Source organism: Bacillus sp. KH172YL63 (assembly GCF_011398925.1).
GTDB lineage: Bacteria > Bacillota > Bacilli > Bacillales > Bacillaceae_B > Rossellomorea.
Genome location: NZ_AP022842.1, coordinates 259412 through 277576, shown reverse-complemented (window position 1 = coordinate 277576; position 18165 = coordinate 259412). Strand labels below are relative to the sequence as shown.

At 47.0% G+C, this 18165-nt stretch carries 13 protein-coding genes, 12 tRNA genes and 3 rRNA genes; 4 read left to right on the top strand and 24 right to left on the bottom strand.

What is annotated here, in order from left to right:
- Window positions 1-73 precede the first annotated feature (73 nt).
- The gene (locus tag KH172YL63_RS01550; RefSeq protein ID WP_173104462.1) at window positions 74-1285 is read left to right on the top strand and encodes a site-specific integrase; all 1212 of its coding nucleotides are present in this window, start codon (window positions 74-76) and stop codon (window positions 1283-1285) included.
- Between the two features lie 82 nt (window positions 1286-1367).
- Here the strand turns inward: KH172YL63_RS01550 and groL are convergent, their stop codons facing one another.
- Together groL and groES are read right to left on the bottom strand one after the other, a co-directional pair.
- Window positions 1368-3002, bottom strand: coding sequence for a chaperonin GroEL (gene groL / locus KH172YL63_RS01545; RefSeq protein ID WP_173104461.1), 1635 nt, complete (start codon window positions 3000-3002; stop codon window positions 1368-1370).
- 55 nt (window positions 3003-3057) lie between these two features.
- On the bottom strand, window positions 3058-3345 hold the full coding sequence (gene groES, locus KH172YL63_RS01540) for a co-chaperone GroES (protein ID WP_169212320.1): 288 nt from the start codon (window positions 3343-3345) through the stop codon (window positions 3058-3060).
- Between the two features lie 314 nt (window positions 3346-3659).
- Here groES and KH172YL63_RS01535 point away from each other — a divergent pair, with 314 nt between their 5' ends.
- Both KH172YL63_RS01535 and KH172YL63_RS01530 read left to right on the top strand, forming a co-directional pair.
- Window positions 3660-4403 (top strand): CPBP family intramembrane glutamic endopeptidase, encoded by a 744-nt coding sequence (locus KH172YL63_RS01535; protein ID WP_173104460.1) that lies wholly within the window; start codon window positions 3660-3662, stop codon window positions 4401-4403.
- Window positions 4400-4612, top strand: coding sequence for a YdiK family protein (locus KH172YL63_RS01530; protein ID WP_173104459.1), 213 nt, complete (start codon window positions 4400-4402; stop codon window positions 4610-4612). The genes KH172YL63_RS01535 and KH172YL63_RS01530 overlap by 4 nt, the downstream gene beginning before the upstream one ends.
- 9 nt (window positions 4613-4621) lie before the next feature.
- Here KH172YL63_RS01530 and tatC read toward each other — a convergent pair whose 3' ends face one another.
- From tatC to KH172YL63_RS01515, 3 genes are read right to left on the bottom strand one after another with little or no spacing between them, the layout of a single operon-like run.
- Window positions 4622-5395, bottom strand: a complete 774-nt coding sequence (tatC, locus tag KH172YL63_RS01525) for a twin-arginine translocase subunit TatC (RefSeq protein ID WP_173104458.1) — start codon at window positions 5393-5395, stop codon at window positions 4622-4624.
- Window positions 5396-5410: 15 nt separating this feature from the next.
- The gene (locus tag KH172YL63_RS01520; RefSeq protein WP_044340658.1) at window positions 5411-5581 is read right to left on the bottom strand and encodes a twin-arginine translocase TatA/TatE family subunit; all 171 of its coding nucleotides are present in this window, start codon (window positions 5579-5581) and stop codon (window positions 5411-5413) included.
- A 54-nt stretch (window positions 5582-5635) separates the two neighbouring features.
- Window positions 5636-6313, bottom strand: a complete 678-nt coding sequence (locus KH172YL63_RS01515) for a redox-sensing transcriptional repressor Rex (RefSeq protein ID WP_173104457.1) — start codon at window positions 6311-6313, stop codon at window positions 5636-5638.
- Window positions 6314-6503: 190 nt separating this feature from the next.
- Here KH172YL63_RS01515 and KH172YL63_RS01510 point away from each other — a divergent pair, with 190 nt between their 5' ends.
- A complete protein-coding gene (locus KH172YL63_RS01510) occupies window positions 6504-8447 on the top strand; it encodes an ABC-F family ATP-binding cassette domain-containing protein (protein WP_173104456.1) in 1944 nt (647 codons plus the stop codon).
- A 431-nt stretch (window positions 8448-8878) separates the two neighbouring features.
- Here the strand turns inward: KH172YL63_RS01510 and tsaD are convergent, their stop codons facing one another.
- The 19 genes from tsaD to KH172YL63_RS01415 all read right to left on the bottom strand — a co-directional run bounded on the left by tsaD (window position 8879) and on the right by KH172YL63_RS01415 (window position 18159).
- Window positions 8879-9895 (bottom strand): tRNA (adenosine(37)-N6)-threonylcarbamoyltransferase complex transferase subunit TsaD, encoded by a 1017-nt coding sequence (gene tsaD / locus KH172YL63_RS01505; protein WP_173104455.1) that lies wholly within the window; start codon window positions 9893-9895, stop codon window positions 8879-8881.
- Entirely contained in the window at window positions 9892-10329 is a 438-nt protein-coding gene (gene rimI / locus KH172YL63_RS01500) for a ribosomal protein S18-alanine N-acetyltransferase (protein WP_442858748.1), read from the bottom strand. Before rimI ends, tsaD begins: the two co-directional genes overlap by 4 nt.
- A gap of 23 nt (window positions 10330-10352) precedes the next feature.
- Window positions 10353-11048, bottom strand: coding sequence for a tRNA (adenosine(37)-N6)-threonylcarbamoyltransferase complex dimerization subunit type 1 TsaB (gene tsaB / locus KH172YL63_RS01495; protein WP_173104453.1), 696 nt, complete (start codon window positions 11046-11048; stop codon window positions 10353-10355).
- Window positions 11045-11500 carry a tRNA (adenosine(37)-N6)-threonylcarbamoyltransferase complex ATPase subunit type 1 TsaE gene (gene tsaE / locus KH172YL63_RS01490; protein WP_173104452.1) on the bottom strand — a complete coding sequence of 152 codons (456 nt, stop codon included), beginning with the start codon at window positions 11498-11500 and terminating at the stop codon, window positions 11045-11047. Before tsaE ends, tsaB begins: the two co-directional genes overlap by 4 nt.
- 167 nt (window positions 11501-11667) lie before the next feature.
- Window positions 11668-11744: transfer RNA gene (locus tag KH172YL63_RS01485), tRNA-Asp, on the bottom strand.
- Window positions 11745-11823: 79 nt separating this feature from the next.
- Window positions 11824-11897: transfer RNA gene (locus KH172YL63_RS01480), tRNA-Met, on the bottom strand.
- Window positions 11898-11972: 75 nt separating this feature from the next.
- A 5S ribosomal RNA gene (gene rrf / locus KH172YL63_RS01475) occupies window positions 11973-12089 on the bottom strand.
- Between the two features lie 99 nt (window positions 12090-12188).
- A 23S ribosomal RNA gene (locus KH172YL63_RS01470) occupies window positions 12189-15123 on the bottom strand.
- A 193-nt stretch (window positions 15124-15316) separates the two neighbouring features.
- A 16S ribosomal RNA gene (locus tag KH172YL63_RS01465) occupies window positions 15317-16867 on the bottom strand.
- Together the 16S, 23S and 5S rRNA genes with 12 tRNA genes alongside form the textbook arrangement of a ribosomal RNA operon.
- A 93-nt stretch (window positions 16868-16960) precedes the next feature.
- Window positions 16961-17034: transfer RNA gene (locus KH172YL63_RS01460), tRNA-Gly, on the bottom strand.
- Window positions 17035-17048: 14 nt separating this feature from the next.
- A tRNA-Pro gene (locus KH172YL63_RS01455) sits at window positions 17049-17125 on the bottom strand.
- A 53-nt stretch (window positions 17126-17178) separates the two neighbouring features.
- Window positions 17179-17255: transfer RNA gene (locus KH172YL63_RS01450), tRNA-Arg, on the bottom strand.
- Between the two features lie 20 nt (window positions 17256-17275).
- Window positions 17276-17361: transfer RNA gene (locus KH172YL63_RS01445), tRNA-Leu, on the bottom strand.
- 74 nt (window positions 17362-17435) lie between these two features.
- Window positions 17436-17517, bottom strand: a tRNA-Leu gene (locus tag KH172YL63_RS01440).
- A 63-nt stretch (window positions 17518-17580) separates the two neighbouring features.
- A tRNA-Lys gene (locus tag KH172YL63_RS01435) sits at window positions 17581-17656 on the bottom strand.
- 5 nt (window positions 17657-17661) lie between these two features.
- A tRNA-Gln gene (locus tag KH172YL63_RS01430) sits at window positions 17662-17736 on the bottom strand.
- Window positions 17737-17814: 78 nt separating this feature from the next.
- Window positions 17815-17891, bottom strand: a tRNA-Asp gene (locus KH172YL63_RS01425).
- Window positions 17892-17979: 88 nt separating this feature from the next.
- Window positions 17980-18051, bottom strand: a tRNA-Glu gene (locus KH172YL63_RS01420).
- A 17-nt stretch (window positions 18052-18068) separates the two neighbouring features.
- Window positions 18069-18159, bottom strand: a tRNA-Ser gene (locus KH172YL63_RS01415).
- Between the last annotated feature and the right edge of the window lie 6 nt (window positions 18160-18165).

Here is an 18165-nt window from a genome sequence, read left to right as displayed (position 1 = left end):
ATGAATTATTGTAATTACAGTTGGTAATAATGTATTTTTAGCAATAAAATAATTTCAGAAAGTGAGGATGCCTATGAAAGGACATTTTTATAGAAGAAACTGCACATGCAAAAAGAAAAAATGTACTTGCGGTGCAAAATGGGCTTATGTCGTTGATATCGGAATAGACCCATTCACCGGAAAAAGGAAACAGAAGTCTAAAAGTGGCTTTCTGACCCAACAAGAAGCTGAAGCGGCAGCTAATACTCTCATTTACGAGTTAAATCAAGGGACATATTTAGAGGAAACAGACAAAACTTTCAGCGACTTTGCAAAAGAGTGGCTGCCTATCTACAGTGAGTCAAAGGAGGTTAAGCCAGGTACTATTCGTGTTCGACTTCATGAAATTGGAAGGTTATTACCCTACTTTGCTCAATTAAAATTGAAGGACATCACAAGAAAGATGTACCAAGATGCTCTCAACGATTTAAAAGCTCAAGGGTTAGCTGATAGCACAAGGGAGGGGATAAATCGAACTGGGAGGATGATTTTTCGAAAGGCATTAGAATTAGAACTATTAAAGAAGGATCCTACAGAATTCTCTTACGTAAAAAAAGACAAAAAAACGATTCAACAATTAGAAGAAGAGGAAGTTCCAAATTACTTAGAAAAAGAAGAGCTTGCCTTGTTTTTAAAGACAGCAAAACAAAATGGTCTTGAACATGATTACTTGGTGTTTTTAATACTCGCCTATACAGGAATTCGGGTTGGAGAACTTATTGCTCTTAAGTGGAAAGATATTGACTTCAAAAACCATACAATCAGTATTACTAAGACATATTATAATCCAAATAATAATACGGTTGAGTATCAATTAGTCCCACCAAAAACCCGAAAGTCTAGACGGAAAATTGTTGTCGATGAAGAAGTGATTGACGCTTTGAAAGAACATAAAGAGGCTCAAGATGAAGTAATTGAGCAACTAGGTGATGCTTACTATAACCAAGATTTTATCTTTGCCAAAATGCAACGACAACACGGCTATCCTATCGTAATTAAGAATGTTCGAGATCGTATGAAAAGGCTGCTAAAAATTGCCGACCTTAACAAAGATTTAACTCCGCACAGTTTAAGACACACTCATACATCCCTTCTTGCGGAAGCTCGTGTCTCACTCGAACAAATCATGGATCGTCTCGGTCATACAGATGATCAAATTACGAAAAATGTGTATCTCCACGTAACCCAAGAAATGAAAAAAGAAGCTTCCCAAAAGTTCAGTGAACTCATGAGAAGCCTCCGTTAATATCCTCAATGTTAGCAAAATGTTAGCAAACCACTCTCACCTTACCAACAAATCCTTTTATATCAAGGGTTGAGGGGGCAGATTACATCATGCCGCCCATTCCACCCATTCCGCCCATACCAGACATATCCGGCATGCCGCCGCCTTCTTCAGGGATGTCCGCTACTACTGCTTCAGTAGTCAGGAACATTGCTGCGACAGACGCTGCGTTTTGAAGTGCAGAACGAGTTACTTTCGTTGGATCTACGATACCTTTTTCGATCATGTTGACCCACTCACCAGTAGCTGCGTTGAATCCGACACCTACTTCTTCTTTCTTCAGGCGCTCAACGATGATTGATCCTTCAAGGCCTGCGTTGTGAGCGATTTGACGGATCGGCTCTTCAAGAGCACGCAGCACGATGTTGATACCAGTTGCTACGTCAGAATCCGCTTCGATTGATGCTACTTTGTTGTATACGTTCACAAGTGCCGTACCACCACCGGATACGATACCTTCTTCTACTGCTGCACGAGTAGAGTTCAGGGCGTCTTCGATGCGTAGTTTACGCTCTTTAAGCTCAGTTTCAGTTGCAGCTCCGACTTTCACGACTGCCACTCCGCCTGCAAGCTTAGCAAGGCGCTCTTGTAATTTTTCTTTATCGAACTCAGAAGTTGATTCTTCTAATTGAGCACGGATTTGGTTTACGCGGGCTGCGATTTTTTCTGGATCTCCAGAGCCTTCTACGACAGTCGTGTTTTCTTTCGTTACGACTACTTTCGCAGCGCGGCCAAGTTGAGTGATGTTCGCAGATTTAAGGTCTAAGCCTAGATCTTCTGTGATCACTTCTCCACCAGTAAGAACCGCTAAGTCTTCAAGCATTGCTTTACGACGGTCACCGAAGCCAGGAGCTTTAACCGCTACAGCGTTGAATGTTCCGCGAAGTTTGTTCACAACAAGTGTTGCTAGCGCTTCGCCTTCAACATCTTCAGCTACCATTAGTAATGGCTTACCTTGTTGTACTACTTGCTCAAGAACAGGAAGTACTTCCTGGATGTTTCCGATTTTCTTGTCAGTGATTAAGATGTATGGATTCTCTAAGACAGCTTCCATTTTATCAGAATCAGTAACCATGTATGGAGATGCATATCCACGGTCGAACTGCATTCCTTCCACTACGTCAAGCTCAGTAGTGAAACCTTTAGATTCTTCGATTGTGATAACGCCGTCGTTTCCAACGCGCTCCATTGCTTCTGCAATCAGTTGACCGACTTCTTCGTCAGCTGCTGAGATTGCCGCAACTTGAGCGATGGAATCTTTGCCTTCGATCGGCTTAGAGATCACTTTTAATTCTTCGATAGCAGCTTGAACCGCTTTTTCGATACCTTTACGGACGCCGACAGGGTTCGCACCAGCTGTTACGTTTTTAAGACCTTCACGGATCATCGCTTGCGCTAGGACCGTTGCAGTCGTTGTACCGTCACCGGCAATTTCGTTTGTTTTGCTTGCTACTTCAGCAACCAGCTTTGCACCCATGTTTTCGAATGCATCTTCTAGTTCGATTTCTTTTGCGATTGTCACACCGTCATTTGTGATAAGCGGTGAACCGAATTTCTTCTCAAGTACCACGTTACGTCCTTTTGGTCCAAGAGTTACTTTTACTGCATTTGCTAATTGATCGACACCGCGAAGCATGGAACGACGTGCTTCTTCGCTGAATTTAATATCTTTAGCCATTGATAAAGTCCTCCTCTTATTTAAATAATGTATGATTTTTTATACGGAAATTTAATTATTCGCCAACTACAGCCAGAATATCGCTATCGCGAAGGATCAGGTATTCTGTGCCTTGGTATTTCACTTCTGTACCAGCGTATTTAGAGAAAATGATCCGATCGCCGACAGCTACCTCAAGAGCAACGCGCTCACCGTTGTCAAGAATGCGACCAGTACCTACAGCCAACACTTTACCTTCTTGTGGCTTTTCCTTTGCGGAATCCGGTAGCACAATACCGCTTGCTGTTTTTTCTTCTGACTCAACTAGCTCGATAACGACGCGATCACCTAGTGGTTTTAACAAGTGAAACAACCTCCTTGAAATATGTAAATATTTTTATTAGCACTCGCACTCTGTGAGTGCTAACACAATTATTATATTAATTAATTCGTTTTCATTTTGCAAGAGTCCTGCTTAAAATTTTTTTCGTCATTTTTCTCTTTTTTTCACACCCTCCTATCCTATGCCTGCTTCCCTGCGTTTATTCTTCAGGCATCGGGAAGAATAAACCCCTCAGATTTGAACAGTTCCCCTTTTCTTAGTAGAATTGTACAAGAGTAAGTTCAAGACGAAGCATAGTTGTCGCTCATCATACAGGTGCTAAAGGAGATCAAGCGTTGAAAAAACATTTTGGATATATTTTAATTACCTATATTGTTATGCAGCTTTCAAGCATCATCGGCATCCCCTTGCTGCTTAAGATCGGCATCGATGTGCTCGGCCAGCCGGAAGAAGCCGTCAAGAGTGCCGCGCCTGGATACTGGCTTGTCATCAGTTTCACACTGACGCTTCTCGTCGTGTGGGGGATCCTTAGGAAAAGTGAAACAAGTACCCGCCTTGAGCGGAGCGCCCCGCTGGGTGCTGCCCGTTCCACCGTGTGGGCGGTTCTTGGTATCTTCATGGCATTCCTTGCTCAATCGATCGCGATCCAGGTCGAGTATGCACTCGGGATTCAGATGGGATCTGAAAACACCCAGATGATCATCGCCATCATTGAAAAGGTGCCATTATCCATGCTTGTCGCTGCGATCATCGGTCCCATATTAGAAGAGATCGTTTTCAGGAAGATCATTTTTGGCGTCCTATATGAGAAGATGCACTTCTTCTTTGCGGCACTCATCAGCTCGGTCATTTTCGCTCTTGCCCATTTTGAGCCTGAGCATGTGATCCTGTATTCTGCGATGGGCTTCACCTTCGCATTCCTATATGTGAAGACGAAGCGGATCCTCGTACCGATCTTTGCCCACGTCACGATGAATACAACGGTCGTTCTCATGCAGTCCATTTATAAGGATGATATTGAGAAACTGATGAACGAAGCTGAAAAAATACAAGGATTCATTGGAGGATTATTTCTATGAGGAGATCACCATTATTCTCTGGAGTGATCTATCTCCTTCTCGGTGTGCTCTTCACATACTTCGCTGTACAAAACGTACAGAATGATGAAGGTTGGGGATTTTTCACATACATGCTCATCTTCCTGGCAACCCTGGACTTTGGTTCCGGCCTGCGGATGATCATGCTGCATGTTAAGATTAAAAAGCAGATAAACAAAAAAAAGGATTGATCACTGAGATCAATCCTTTTTTATATCTTCGAATCGTTCCATTTCCAGCTTTTGCTCAGCTTCCAACACCTTTTTGTACCCGATCTTGGATATCCATATACTGATTTCATATAGAAGCAGTAAAGGAACCGTCACCATTAAGTGGGAGACGATATCTGGCGGTGTGATGAAGGCCGCAACGACCAGCAGAACGAAGTAAGCCACCTTCCTCATCTGCCCCAGCAGCATCGGCGTCACGATCCCCAAACGAGTGAGGAATAACATGATGACCGGCAGCTGAAACAGGAAACCGAACGGGATGGTAATCTGAAACAAGAAATGAAAGTATTCATTAATTCCAATCACTTGCTGGATATTCAGGTTGGTCGATAACCCCATCATGAACTTCACAACGTATGGAAACAAAATAAAATATGAAAATGACAAACCACCGAGGAACAGCAAAAGGGAAATCGGTATGTAACTGAGTGTCACCTTCCGCTCTCTCTCATATAAGCCTGGACTTACAAATGACCACACCTGGAATAGTATGACGGGTGATGTCAAGATGATCGCAATGAACATGATCATTTCCATATAGATTTTGAGAGGGTCAGTGATCCGAAAGGCGTTCATCGTCAACTCTTTCGCTTCATCGGCGTGTTGCAAATATCGAATCAGCGGCTCTGCGAGAAAGAAACTCACGATGACCGCTAACAAGAAGAAAACGACTACAAACATGAGCCGTTTCTGCAATTCTCCTATATGTTCATAGACTGTCATGTCTCTTTGGCTTTGACTCATGGCGTTCATCCTACCCTACTTAGCTTTTTTGCTGTTATCGTCCTCATCATCTGCTAAGCCCTTTGTTGCATTTTTGAATTCCCGTAAAGTATTACCGGCAGCCTTCCCAAGTTCCGGCAATTTCTTCGGTCCGAAAATTAATAGGGCAACGACTGTTATAAGTACGATACTACCTGCACCTAACATAATGAGACACCTCCTCTTTATTCATTCTATCATAACGTAAATTTGAAAGATTTACTATTCAGTTATCATTCCATCTTGTGACATTTCAGTGTCATCTTCTGAATAGTGTTTCAAGAAGTAAACAAGAGACTGAAGCTCCACCGCCAGGTCGATATGATGGACCCTGATATGGTCCGGTACCGTCAACCTCGCAGGAGTGAAATTTAGGATCCCCTTGATATTCGAAGACACCAACCGGTCTGTGATATTTTGAGCAGAAGACGCCGGAACCGTCAGGATTGCCACTTCAATATCATGCCCAACAAGCTTCTCTTCTAAATCATCAAGGTGAAAGACCGGTACATCCCCGATCTGGGTCCCGACCTTTTCTTCATCCACTTCAAACGCCATCTCGATCTTCGTATTATTATTCTTGATGAAGTTATAATGAAGAAACGCTGTACCGAGATTCCCCACACCGATCAATACCACTTTCGTCAGGGCATCCTGATCAAGCGTTTTTCGGAAGAAGGACAGAAGGTAATTGACGTTATAGCCGTATCCTTTCTTTCCAAGGGCACCGAAATACGAGAAGTCCCTCCGGATCGTGGCAGAATCCACCTTCACCGCTTCACTCAATTCCTTCGAGGAAACCCGTTGCTTTCCGGACGAGTACAGATTTTTAATAAAACGATAGTAAAGCGGAAGCCGCTTGGCCGTTGCCTGTGGAATTTTCGTTGTATCCTGATTCATAATGTATTCCCCCACATCTATTCAAAACCTCTGATACCGCTTCCAAAATAATAAGCGTACAGAATTTATACATTCCATTACCCATCATACACTATATTTTATCCTAAGTGTATGAAGATTAACAGTCGAGTTATTGCCGTTCACCTTTCAAATACGGTACACTAGCACTATGAAATAGAGGTGAAACGTCATGATTCTACTACAAGTGAATCAACTATCAAAAAACTTTGGTGCAGATAATATCCTATCAAATATTAAGCTTGAAATACAGACAAGAGATCGGGTTGCCCTCGTCGGACGGAACGGTGCAGGAAAGTCGACCCTTCTGAAAATCATTGCAGGCCACCTCTCTTACGATTCGGGAGAAATCACGAAACCTAAAGGGGTGACGATCGGTTACCTTGCACAAAATACCGGCCTGGAATCAGATCTTTCAATTTGGGCAGAGATGCTGACCGTTTTCGAAGAGCTGCAGAAGCAGGAGAAACAGCTGAGACATCTTGAGAAACAGATGGCCGACCCTTCCGTTTACGAGCAGGAAGACATCTATCAGCGGGTGTTGAAGGAATATGACGAGCTTCAGGTCCGCTTCAAGGACTCGGGCGGCTACCAGTATGAAGCCGATATCCGCTCGGTGCTCCACGGATTGAACTTCGCCGATTTCGATTATGATACAAAGATCTCCACATTGAGCGGTGGACAGAAGACCCGTCTCGCCCTCGGTAAGCTTCTATTGACGAAGCCGGATATCCTCATCCTCGATGAGCCGACGAACCATCTGGATATCGAAACCCTATCGTGGCTTGAAACCTATCTTCAAAGCTACGAAGGCGCCGTCCTGATCGTTTCCCACGATCGCTACTTCCTGGACAGCGTCGTCAATCAGGTATATGAAATCTCCCGGAACCGGAGTAAGAAATACCACGGGAACTACAGCAAATACTTGGAACAGAAAGCAGAAGACTATGAAAAGGACCTGAAGATGTTCGAACGGCAGCAGCAGGAAGTCGCGAAACTCGAAGACTTCATCCAGCGGAATATCGCCCGTGCCTCCACGACCAAGATGGCACAAAGCCGCCGGAAGAAGCTCGAACGGATGGACATGATGGACAGGCCGCTCGGCGACGAGAAGTCTGCAAACTTCGCCTTCCAAATCGACCGCCAAAGCGGGAACGACGTCCTTCACGTGCAGGACCTCACCATCGGTTACCACGATGAACAGATTTCATCCCACATCGACTTCTCTGTGAAAAAGGGTGACAGCATCGCCCTCGTCGGCCCGAACGGAATCGGTAAATCGACTTTGTTGAAGACGCTGGTGAATAAACTCAAACCGCTTGGCGGGGAATTTAAATTCGGTTCCAACGTATCCATCAGTTACTATGACCAGGAACAGGCTGAACTGTCTTCCAACAAGACCGTATTGAATGAACTATGGGACGAATACCCGATGAAAATGGAAAAAGAGATCCGCACCGTGCTCGGTAACTTCCTTTTCTCCGGTGAAGACGTCCTGAAACCTGTCTCCACATTGAGCGGAGGGGAAAAGGCCCGCCTTGCCCTGTCCAAGCTCATGATGGAACGGGGAAATGTCCTCATCCTTGATGAGCCGACGAACCACCTGGACCTGGACAGCAAAGAAGTATTGGAAAACGCCCTGATCGATTATCCGGGAACGATCCTCTTCGTTTCCCATGACCGGTACTTCATCAATCGCATCGCAACGAAAGTGGTCGAACTGTCCAAAATGGGCTCAACCTCTTATCTTGGCGATTATGACTACTATCTTGAAAAACTGCAGCAGCAGGAAGAGCTTGAGGCACTCGAACGCAGCGAGCAAGGGGTACAGACCAGCCAGTCAGTGACGACACAAAAGCAATCGCATAAGATCGATAAAGAAGCGAAGAAGCTCGAACGTCAACGAAGACGACGGGTGGAAGAAATCGAAGGCCAGATGGAAACACTTGAAACAGACATTCAGGAAAAAGAAGAGCTCCTCTGTGACCCGGAGATATTCCAAGACCATGAAAAGGTCCAGGAATTGAACGACTCCCTCACCAAAGCGAAAGAAGAGCTTGATGAATTATTGGAAGAATGGACGGAACTTGAAGAACTTTTACAAGAAGAACAATAATCCACAGGACTGGGGATAACGATCACTCCAGTCCTTTCTTATTCCACATTGTTATCCACATTCAAAATCCTGATAAAACGTTATTCACACAGTTTTTCCACATAATCCACAACGAAACATGTATTTATCCACAGAAATCATCCTCATTCCCAATCAAAAATATAAAGATTTTTCACATCATGTACACATCTTTCAATAAGTTGTGCACATTTTATCCACAGACTGTTGATAAAAACATATGTTCGCACCGATCAATTGACCTCTCCCCTTGTTATTCACAGCCTATCAACATGTAAGCTTTTTCATTTGGAGGGTATTCCGGAATTAATGTAAAGATTGATGAAAATAGGGACCTGTTTTAAACAGCGATGTATACAACATAACAGTCAATAAAAAAAGCTTAAACGCTCTTCACGTTTAAGCTTCTTTCACTAGAAATTTTCGATATCAAGTCCTGGATTTGCGTTCATATCCATGTTTCCACGTTTTCCTTGTTCATAAAGGACCGTACCGGCAGCGGCAATCATCGCAGCATTATCGGTACATAAGGACAATGGCGGGATGATCAATGCTGCGTCGACATCATGAAACGCTTCCTGCAAAGCAGCCCGCAGTCCTTTATTCGCCGCAACGCCCCCAGCTAATAATACTTGTTCCACACCATATTCCTTCACTGCCTTGACCGTTTTCGTCACCAACACATCGATCACACTGGCCTGGAAGCTCGCAGCCAGATCCTGTGGATGGATGGTCTGTCCCTTTTGCTTCGCATTGTGGAGAGTGTTAATAACTGCTGACTTCAAGCCGCTGAAGCTGAAATCATAAGACCCCTCTTCTAGCCATGCCCGGGGCAGATCAATGACAGGCTCACCTTCGTGTGCAAGACGGTCGATATGCGGTCCACCCGGATAAGGCAGGTTCAATGTTCTGGCCACTTTATCATAGGCTTCTCCGGCAGCATCGTCCCGGGTTTCCCCGATGACTTGAAACGAGCCGTGCTCCTTCATGAGGACCAGCTCGGTGTGACCACCTGATACGACCAATGAGAGAAGTGGGAACTTCATTTCTTCCACTAACCGGTTGGCGTATATATGTCCGGCAATGTGATGGACGCCGACGAGTGGCTTGTTATGGGCAAATGCCAGTGCCTTTGCAGCATTGACGCCGATCAACAGCGCCCCGACCAGCCCGGGACCTTCCGTCACGGCCACACAATCGATTTCCTCCATCGTCATCCCGGCCTGCTCAAGTGCTTCCTCGAGCACAAAGGTCACCTGTTCCACATGGTGACGGGACGCTATTTCCGGCACGACCCCACCAAAGCGTTTATGACTTTCGATTTGAGAAGAAACGATATTCGTCACTATCTCGGTTCCGTTCTTTATAATAGCGACAGCCGTTTCATCACAGCTTGTCTCTATTCCCAACACAAATGTATCTTTTTTCATAAATTCACCCACATTACTAAAGCATCTTCTTGGTTATCCGAATAATAACGCTTTCTGATTCCACCATCCTGAAATCCCAGTTTGCGATACAAATGCTGGGCTGCACCATTTGTGACCCTGACTTCCAACGTCATCGTACGAGCCCCACACTCACCTGCAACATCCATAAGCTTTCTCATGAGCGCCTCACCCACTCCCCGTCCCCGGTAATCCGGCAGGACAGCGACATTTGTGATATGACCCTCATCCACAACAAGCCAGACGCCACAGTAGCCGACGACCCGTTCATCTTCCTCTGCAACAAGATATGTGGATAAGTGATTCTGCTCGATTTCATTCAAGAATGCGTCCCGGCTCCAAGGGATGCTAAAAGATTGATTTTCAATTGCCATCACAGCATCTAAATCGTCAACTGTCATAAATCGTATGTCCATCGCGTAACAATCCTTCATTTCCTTTAGGATTTTCTTTGGGATTCAAGCCATTTTACTTCTGCTTCTGCCATCCGGATATAATTCGGAAGAACGTCGTGTGCAGACATCTCTTCCATCTGGCTCCCGATATAGGCAAGCTCGGAAGGCCGGGGATTATGACTGACAAACGGGGCAAGCTTAGCTTGGTCTCCCATTACTTCTTTAATCACAGACTCGTGGATGCTTACATCATTACCCACAAATAATATATCTTTATCGTAATCCTTTAACTTCCTCACCCAGTCTTCCAGCAGGATATTCCGATCCTCTTCAACGCATGCCAGTCGATCCCCCTGGTACTCATACAGTCCCGTATAGACCTGTCCACGTCTCGCATCGAACAATGGAACGATATAGCCTGGAAAGTATCGGCCCGACGAAGCGAGCGTCGCAAGACTGGACACGGGGATGAGCGGGATGTTCAGTGACCATGCAAGCGTCTTTGCCAGTGTCACACCAATCCGCACACCGGTGTAGGAGCCTGGGCCGTTGGCTACGACGATCTTCGTCAGTTCTGTCGCCTTGATCTCACAATCCTTCAGCAGCTGCTCAATCGCAGGCATCGCCCGTACAGAATGGTTCTTCTTCATATAGGTAATATACTCGCCAATCACCTTATCCTCTCCGACAAGGGCCACCCCTAAAGGATAATTGGAAGTATCGATGGATAAAATCGTCATGCCACAATCTCCTTACACAATTCGCTATATCTCTCTCCCACAGGCTTCAACACGATGCGTCTCGTTGAATCCCCTTCACGGTAAATCGATATGCTTAATAACTCTTCCGGTAACTGATCTTGAATCAAGTGAGCCCACTCAACAACGGTCACACCTTCACCTTCAAAATACTCATCAAATCCCAGATCTTCAAAGGAATCATCCAACCGGTACACATCCATATGGTATAGAGGCAAACGCCCCCGGTATTCTTTAATAATCGTGAAAGTCGGGCTGTTGACAGTCCTCGTCACGCCTAGACCTTTCGCCAAACCCTTGGTAAACGTCGTCTTTCCTGCCCCAAGGTCACCTTTTAACGTCAACACCGCCCCAGGCTTCAGGAGTGATCCCAATCGCTCTGCAAACACACCTGTCTCATCTGGACTCTCGGTTATGATTTCAAACTGATTCATGTTTATCTCCTCAATCGTCTTGTAGGTATAAAAAACCCTTAGGATCGTTTGTTACCCTAAGGGAGAATGTATATATGTAGTTTACCCCTTTTCGGGTATGTGAGTAAAGGATATGATAAATAGACAATAAAAAAAACGAAACAACGTTTCGTTTGAATAAACAAATCTGGCGGTCCGGACGGGACTCGAACCCGCGACCTCCTGCGTGACAGGCAGGCATTCTAACCAACTGAACTACCGGACCAGAGTTTTTTTGCTCTAGCAAAAATAACTATCCATGCGTGACTCATTTAGGATTAGGATATCCTGAGTCAAAAATGGTATTGCGGGGACAGGATTTGAACCTGCGACCTTCGGGTTATGAGCCCGACGAGCTACCGAACTGCTCCACCCCGCGTCGATATAAGTATCACACTCTCCATACTACTATATGTTGAAGTATAAAGATAGTGACTTCATAAAAAAATATTTCGCCTGGCGACGTCCTACTCTCACAGGGGGAGATCCCCCAACTACCATCGGCGCTGAAGAGCTTAACTTCCGTGTTCGGCATGGGAACGGGTGTGACCTCTTCGCCATAATCACCAGACGAATATTAAATTGAAGGTTTGTTCCTTCAAAACTAGATAAAGAATTGATGTCAAGAAAGCCGAATATCAGCCGATTGTTCATATAAATATGACTCTTTGTGGTTAAGTCCTCGATCGATTAGTATCAGTCAACTCCACATGTCGCCATGCTTCCATCTCTGACCTATCTACCTAGTCATCTTCTAGGGATCTTACTCACTTACGTGATGGGAAATCTCATCTCGAGGGGGCTTCATGCTTAGATGCTTTCAGCACTTATCCCTTCCGCACATAGCTACCCAGCGATGCCTTTGGCAAGACAACTGGTACACCAGCGGTGCGTCCATCCCGGTCCTCTCGTACTAAGGACAGCTCCTCTCAAATTTCCTGCGCCCACGACGGATAGGGACCGAACTGTCTCACGACGTTCTGAACCCAGCTCGCGTACCGCTTTAATGGGCGAACAGCCCAACCCTTGGGACCGACTACAGCCCCAGGATGCGATGAGCCGACATCGAGGTGCCAAACCTCCCCGTCGATGTGGACTCTTGGGGGAGATAAGCCTGTTATCCCCGGGGTAGCTTTTATCCGTTGAGCGATGGCCCTTCCATGCGGAACCACCGGATCACTAAGCCCGACTTTCGTCCCTGCTCGACTTGTAGGTCTCGCAGTCAAGCTCCCTTGTGCCTTTACACTCTGCGAATGATTTCCAACCATTCTGAGGGGAACCTTTGGGCGCCTCCGTTACTCTTTAGGAGGCGACCGCCCCAGTCAAACTGCTCCACCTGACACTGTCTCCCACCCCGATAAGGGGCGCGGGTTAGAATTTCAATACAGCCAGGGTAGTATCCCACCGATGCCTCCACCGAAGCTGGCGCTCCGGTTTCCAAGGCTCCTACCTATCCTGTACAAGCTGTACCAAAATTCAATATCAGGCTACAGTAAAGCTCCACGGGGTCTTTCCGTCCTGTCGCGGGTAACCTGCATCTTCACAGGTACTATAATTTCACCGAGTCTCTCGTTGAGACAGTGCCCAGATCGTTACGCCTTTCGTGCGGGTCGGAACTTACCCGACAAGGAATTTCGCTACCTTAGGACCGTTATAGTTACGGCCGCCGTTTACTGGGGCTTCGATTCGCACCTTCGCTTGCGCTAAGCACTCCTCTTAACCTTCCAGCACCGGGCAGGCGTCAGCCCCTATACTTCGCCTTACGGCTTCGCAGAGACCTGTGTTTTTGCTAAACAGTCGCCTGGGCCTATTCACTGCGGCTCTCTCGGGCTTGCACCCTACCAGAGCACCCCTTCTCCCGAAGTTACGGGGTCATTTTGCCGAGTTCCTTAACGAGAGTTCTCTCGCTCACCTTAGGATTCTCTCCTCGCCTACCTGTGTCGGTTTGCGGTACAGGCACCTTTTTCCCTCGCTAGAGGCTTTTCTTGGCAGTGTGGAATCAGGAACTTCGCTACTATAATTCGCTCGCTATCACAGCTCAGCCTTCACGATGACGGGATTTGCCTCATCATCAGCCTAACTGCTTAGACGCACATATCCAGCAGTGCGCTTACCCTATCCTCCTGCGTCCCCCCATTGCTCAAACGGAAAAGAGGTGGTACAGGAATATCAACCTGTTGTCCATCGTCTACGCCTATCGGCCTCGACTTAGGTCCTGACTAACCCTGAGCGGACGAGCCTTCCTCAGGAAACCTTAGGCATTCGGTGGATGGGATTCTCACCCATCTTTCGCTACTCATACCGGCATTCTCACTTCTAAGCACTCCACCAGTCCTTACGGTCTAGCTTCGCAGTCCTTAGAACGCTCTCCTACCACTGACACCTAAAGGTGTCAATCCACAGCTTCGGTGATACGTTTAGCCCCGGTACATTTTCGGCGCAGAGTCACTCGACCAGTGAGCTATTACGCACTCTTTAAATGGTGGCTGCTTCTAAGCCAACATCCTGGTTGTCTAAGCAACTCCACATCCTTTTCCACTTAACGTATACTTTGGGACCTTAGCTGGTGGTCTGGGCTGTTTCCCTTTCGACTACGGATCTTATCACTCGCAGTCTGACTCCCATGGATAAGTCTTTGGCATTCGGAGTTTGTCTGAATTCGGTAACCCGATGAGGGCCCCTAGTCCAAACAGTGCTCTACCTCCAAGACTCTTACACATGAGGCTAGCCCTAAAGCTATTTCGGAGAGAACCAGCTATCTCCAAGTTCGATTGGAATTTCTCCGCTACCCTCATCCCCGCACTTTTCAACGTGCGTGGGTTCGGACCTCCATTCAGTGTTACCTGAACTTCATCCTGGACATGGGTAGATCACCTGGTTTCGGGTCTACGACCACATACTAAAATTCGCCCTATTCAGACTCGCTTTCGCTGCGGCTCCGTCTTATCAACTTAACCTTGCATGGGATCGTAACTCGCCGGTTCATTCTACAAAAGGCACGCCATCACCCGTTAACGGGCTCTGACTACTTGTAGGCACACGGTTTCAGGTTCTATTTCACTCCCCCTTCCGGGGTGCTTTTCACCTTTCCCTCACGGTACTGGTTCACTATCGGTCACTAGGTAGTATTTAGCCTTGGGAGATGGTCCTCCCAGATTCCGACGGAATTTCACGTGTTCCGCCGTACTCAGGATCCACTCAAGAGAGAATGAAGTTTCAACTACAGGGTTGTTACCTTCTTTGACGAGCCTTTCCAGACTTCTTCGTCTACTTCATTCCTTTGTAACTCCGTATAGAGTGTCCTACAACCCCAAGAGGCAAGCCTCTTGGTTTGGGCTACATCCCGTTTCGCTCGCCGCTACTCAGGGAATCGCAATTGCTTTCTCTTCCTCCAGGTACTTAGATGTTTCAGTTCCCTGGGTCTGCCTTCCATACTCTATGTATTCAAATATGGATATTGTTCCATTACGAACAATGGGTTCCCCCATTCGGAAATCTCTGGATCAAAGCTCACTTACAGCTCCCCAAAGCATATCGGTGTTAGTCCCGTCCTTCGTCGGCTCCTAGTGCCAAGGCATCCACCGTGCGCCCTTCATAACTTAACCGAATTGGTTGTTACATAAGGTTTAAAACCTAAAATGGCGATACTCGGTAATTTTCTTGACTATCAATTTATCTTTATCTAGTTTTCAAAGAACAAATTTCTGTCTCAGAAGAGACAAAAAGTTTTGATGATAATTAAACCATCAAAACTGAACAAAACTTCGACTGTCAAACGTTTTAGTAAATCTTCCTTAGAAAGGAGGTGATCCAGCCGCACCTTCCGATACGGCTACCTTGTTACGACTTCACCCCAATCATCTGTCCCACCTTAGGCGGCTGGCTCCAAAGGTTACCTCACCGACTTCGGGTGTTACAAACTCTCGTGGTGTGACGGGCGGTGTGTACAAGGCCCGGAACGTATTCACCGCGGCATGCTGATCCGCGATTACTAGCGATTCCAGCTTCATGCAGGCGAGTTGCAGCCTGCAATCCGAACTGAGAACGGTTTTATGGGATTGGCTAAACCTCGCGGTCTTGCAGCCCTTTGTACCGTCCATTGTAGCACGTGTGTAGCCCAGGTCATAAGGGGGCATGATGATTTGACGTCATCCCCACCTTCCTCCGGTTTGTCACCGGCAGTCATCCTAGAGTGCCCAACTGAATGCTGGCAACTAAGATCAAGGGTTGCGCTCGTTGCGGGACTTAACCCAACATCTCACGACACGAGCTGACGACAACCATGCACCACCTGTCACTCTGTCCCCCGAAGGGGAAAGCCCTATCTCTAGGGTTGTCAGAGGATGTCAAGACCTGGTAAGGTTCTTCGCGTTGCTTCGAATTAAACCACATGCTCCACCGCTTGTGCGGGCCCCCGTCAATTCCTTTGAGTTTCAGTCTTGCGACCGTACTCCCCAGGCGGAGTGCTTAATGCGTTAGCTGCAGCACTAAGGGGCGGAAACCCCTAACACTTAGCACTCATCGTTTACGGCGTGGACTACCAGGGTATCTAATCCTGTTTGCTCCCCACGCTTTCGCGCCTCAGTGTCAGTTACAGACCAGAAAGTCGCCTTCGCCACTGGTGTTCCTCCAAATATCTACGCATTTCACCGCTACACTTGGAATTCCACTTTCCTCTTCTGCACTCAAGTTCCCCAGTTTCCAATGACCCTCCACGGTTGAGCCGTGGGCTTTCACATCAGACTTAAGGAACCACCTGCGCGCGCTTTACGCCCAATAATTCCGGACAACGCTTGCCACCTACGTATTACCGCGGCTGCTGGCACGTAGTTAGCCGTGGCTTTCTGGTTAGGTACCGTCAAGGTGCCGCCCTATTTGAACGGCACTTGTTCTTCCCTAACAACAGAGCTTTACGATCCGAAAACCTTCATCACTCACGCGGCGTTGCTCCGTCAGACTTTCGTCCATTGCGGAAGATTCCCTACTGCTGCCTCCCGTAGGAGTCTGGGCCGTGTCTCAGTCCCAGTGTGGCCGATCACCCTCTCAGGTCGGCTACGCATCGTCGCCTTGGTGAGCCGTTACCTCACCAACTAGCTAATGCGCCGCGGGTCCATCTGTAAGTGGTAGCTAAAAGCCACCTTTCAACATCCCCCTCATGCGAGGGAATGAATTATCCGGTATTAGCCCCGGTTTCCCGGAGTTATCCCGATCTTACAGGCAGGTTACCCACGTGTTACTCACCCGTCCGCCGCTGATATCAGGGAGCAAGCTCCCATCAATCCGCTCGACTTGCATGTATTAGGCACGCCGCCAGCGTTCGTCCTGAGCCAGGATCAAACTCTCCGATAAAAGTTTGAATAGCTCTTTAAAATAAATCTAGAATTAACGTTGACGTATTGTCTTGTTTTGTTCAGTTTTCAAGGTTCAATTAAAGGTAATGTTTGGAGCGGGTGAAGGGAATCGAACCCTCATCATCAGCTTGGAAGGCTGAGGTTTTACCACTAAACTACACCCGCATATAAGATTGTGATGGTCGGGAAGACAGGATTCGAACCTGCGACCCCTTGGTCCCAAACCAAGTGCTCTACCAAGCTGAGCTACTTCCCGTCAGAAAAGCATATGTATGATCTTGCGTGTAACACTCGCTAGTAGAAACAAGATGGCGCGCCCGAGAGGAGTCGAACCCCTAACCTTTTGATCCGTAGTCAAACGCTCTATCCAATTGAGCTACGGGCGCAATATTCCTTTGAAACTTTTTGGTGCGGCCGAGAGGACTTGAACCTCCACGGGGTCGCCCCCACTAGGCCCTCAACCTAGCGCGTCTGCCATTCCGCCACGACCGCGTTTTAAAGCGACAAACAATATTATATCGAGGATAACGTTTTATGTCAATAACTTTTTAAATCTTTTTTAAAAGTGCGGGTGAAGGGACTTGAACCCCCACGCCTTGCGGCGCCAGATCCTAAGTCTGGTGCGTCTGCCAATTCCGCCACACCCGCATGATCTGTGTTTCCTCCGTCAAAGCGGAGATGATATGAATTGATTTTGTTGAACAAAATCAATGGTGAGCCATGAAGGACTCGAACCTTCGACCCTCTGATTAAAAGTCAGATGCTCTACCAACTGAGCTAATGGCTCGTAAATGGCTGGGCTAGCTGGATTCGAACCAACGCATGTCGCAGTCAAAGTGCGATGCCTTACCGCTTGGCTATAGCCCAATGAGTTGTCAAAAAGTGACGAGGTTTATATAATAGCATGTCCGACTCTTATAAGTCAATCACTTTTTTAAAAAAATCTGGCGGTCCGGACGGGACTCGAACCCGCGACCTCCTGCGTGACAGGCAGGCATTCTAACCAACTGAACTACCGGACCAGAAATGATCTTTGATGTAAACACGTACTCCGGTCATGCCTCTGTCTTAACAACAATGTTGATCAGGAGGACAATAAAGAAGTAAGTATGACCCGTACGGGATTCGAACCCGTGTTACCGCCGTGAAAGGGCGGTGTCTTAACCGCTTGACCAACGGGCCACGTTCTAAAAATTTTATGGCGGAGAAGGAGGGATTTGAACCCTCGCGCCGGTTGCCCGACCTACACCCTTAGCAGGGGCGCCTCTTCAGCCACTTGAGTACTTCCCCATAAAA

Coding starts and splice junctions, on each gene's coding strand:
- KH172YL63_RS01530 (WP_173104459.1), top strand. CDS start 4,400: ATGAGGAGATCACCATTATTCTCTGGAGTGATCTATCTCCTTCTCGGT.
- tsaD (WP_173104455.1), bottom strand. CDS start 9,895: ATGAAAAAAGATACATTTGTGTTGGGAATAGAGACAAGCTGTGATGAA.
- KH172YL63_RS01510 (WP_173104456.1), top strand. CDS start 6,504: ATGATTCTACTACAAGTGAATCAACTATCAAAAAACTTTGGTGCAGAT.
- KH172YL63_RS01550 (WP_173104462.1), top strand. CDS start 74: ATGAAAGGACATTTTTATAGAAGAAACTGCACATGCAAAAAGAAAAAA.
- rimI (WP_442858748.1), bottom strand. CDS start 10,329: ATGGACATACGATTTATGACAGTTGACGATTTAGATGCTGTGATGGCA.
- groL (WP_173104461.1), bottom strand. CDS start 3,002: ATGGCTAAAGATATTAAATTCAGCGAAGAAGCACGTCGTTCCATGCTT.
- KH172YL63_RS01515 (WP_173104457.1), bottom strand. CDS start 6,313: ATGAATCAGGATACAACGAAAATTCCACAGGCAACGGCCAAGCGGCTT.
- tatC (WP_173104458.1), bottom strand. CDS start 5,395: ATGAGTCAAAGCCAAAGAGACATGACAGTCTATGAACATATAGGAGAA.
- tsaE (WP_173104452.1), bottom strand. CDS start 11,500: ATGAATCAGTTTGAAATCATAACCGAGAGTCCAGATGAGACAGGTGTG.
- KH172YL63_RS01520 (WP_044340658.1), bottom strand. CDS start 5,581: ATGTTAGGTGCAGGTAGTATCGTACTTATAACAGTCGTTGCCCTATTA.
- tsaB (WP_173104453.1), bottom strand. CDS start 11,048: ATGACGATTTTATCCATCGATACTTCCAATTATCCTTTAGGGGTGGCC.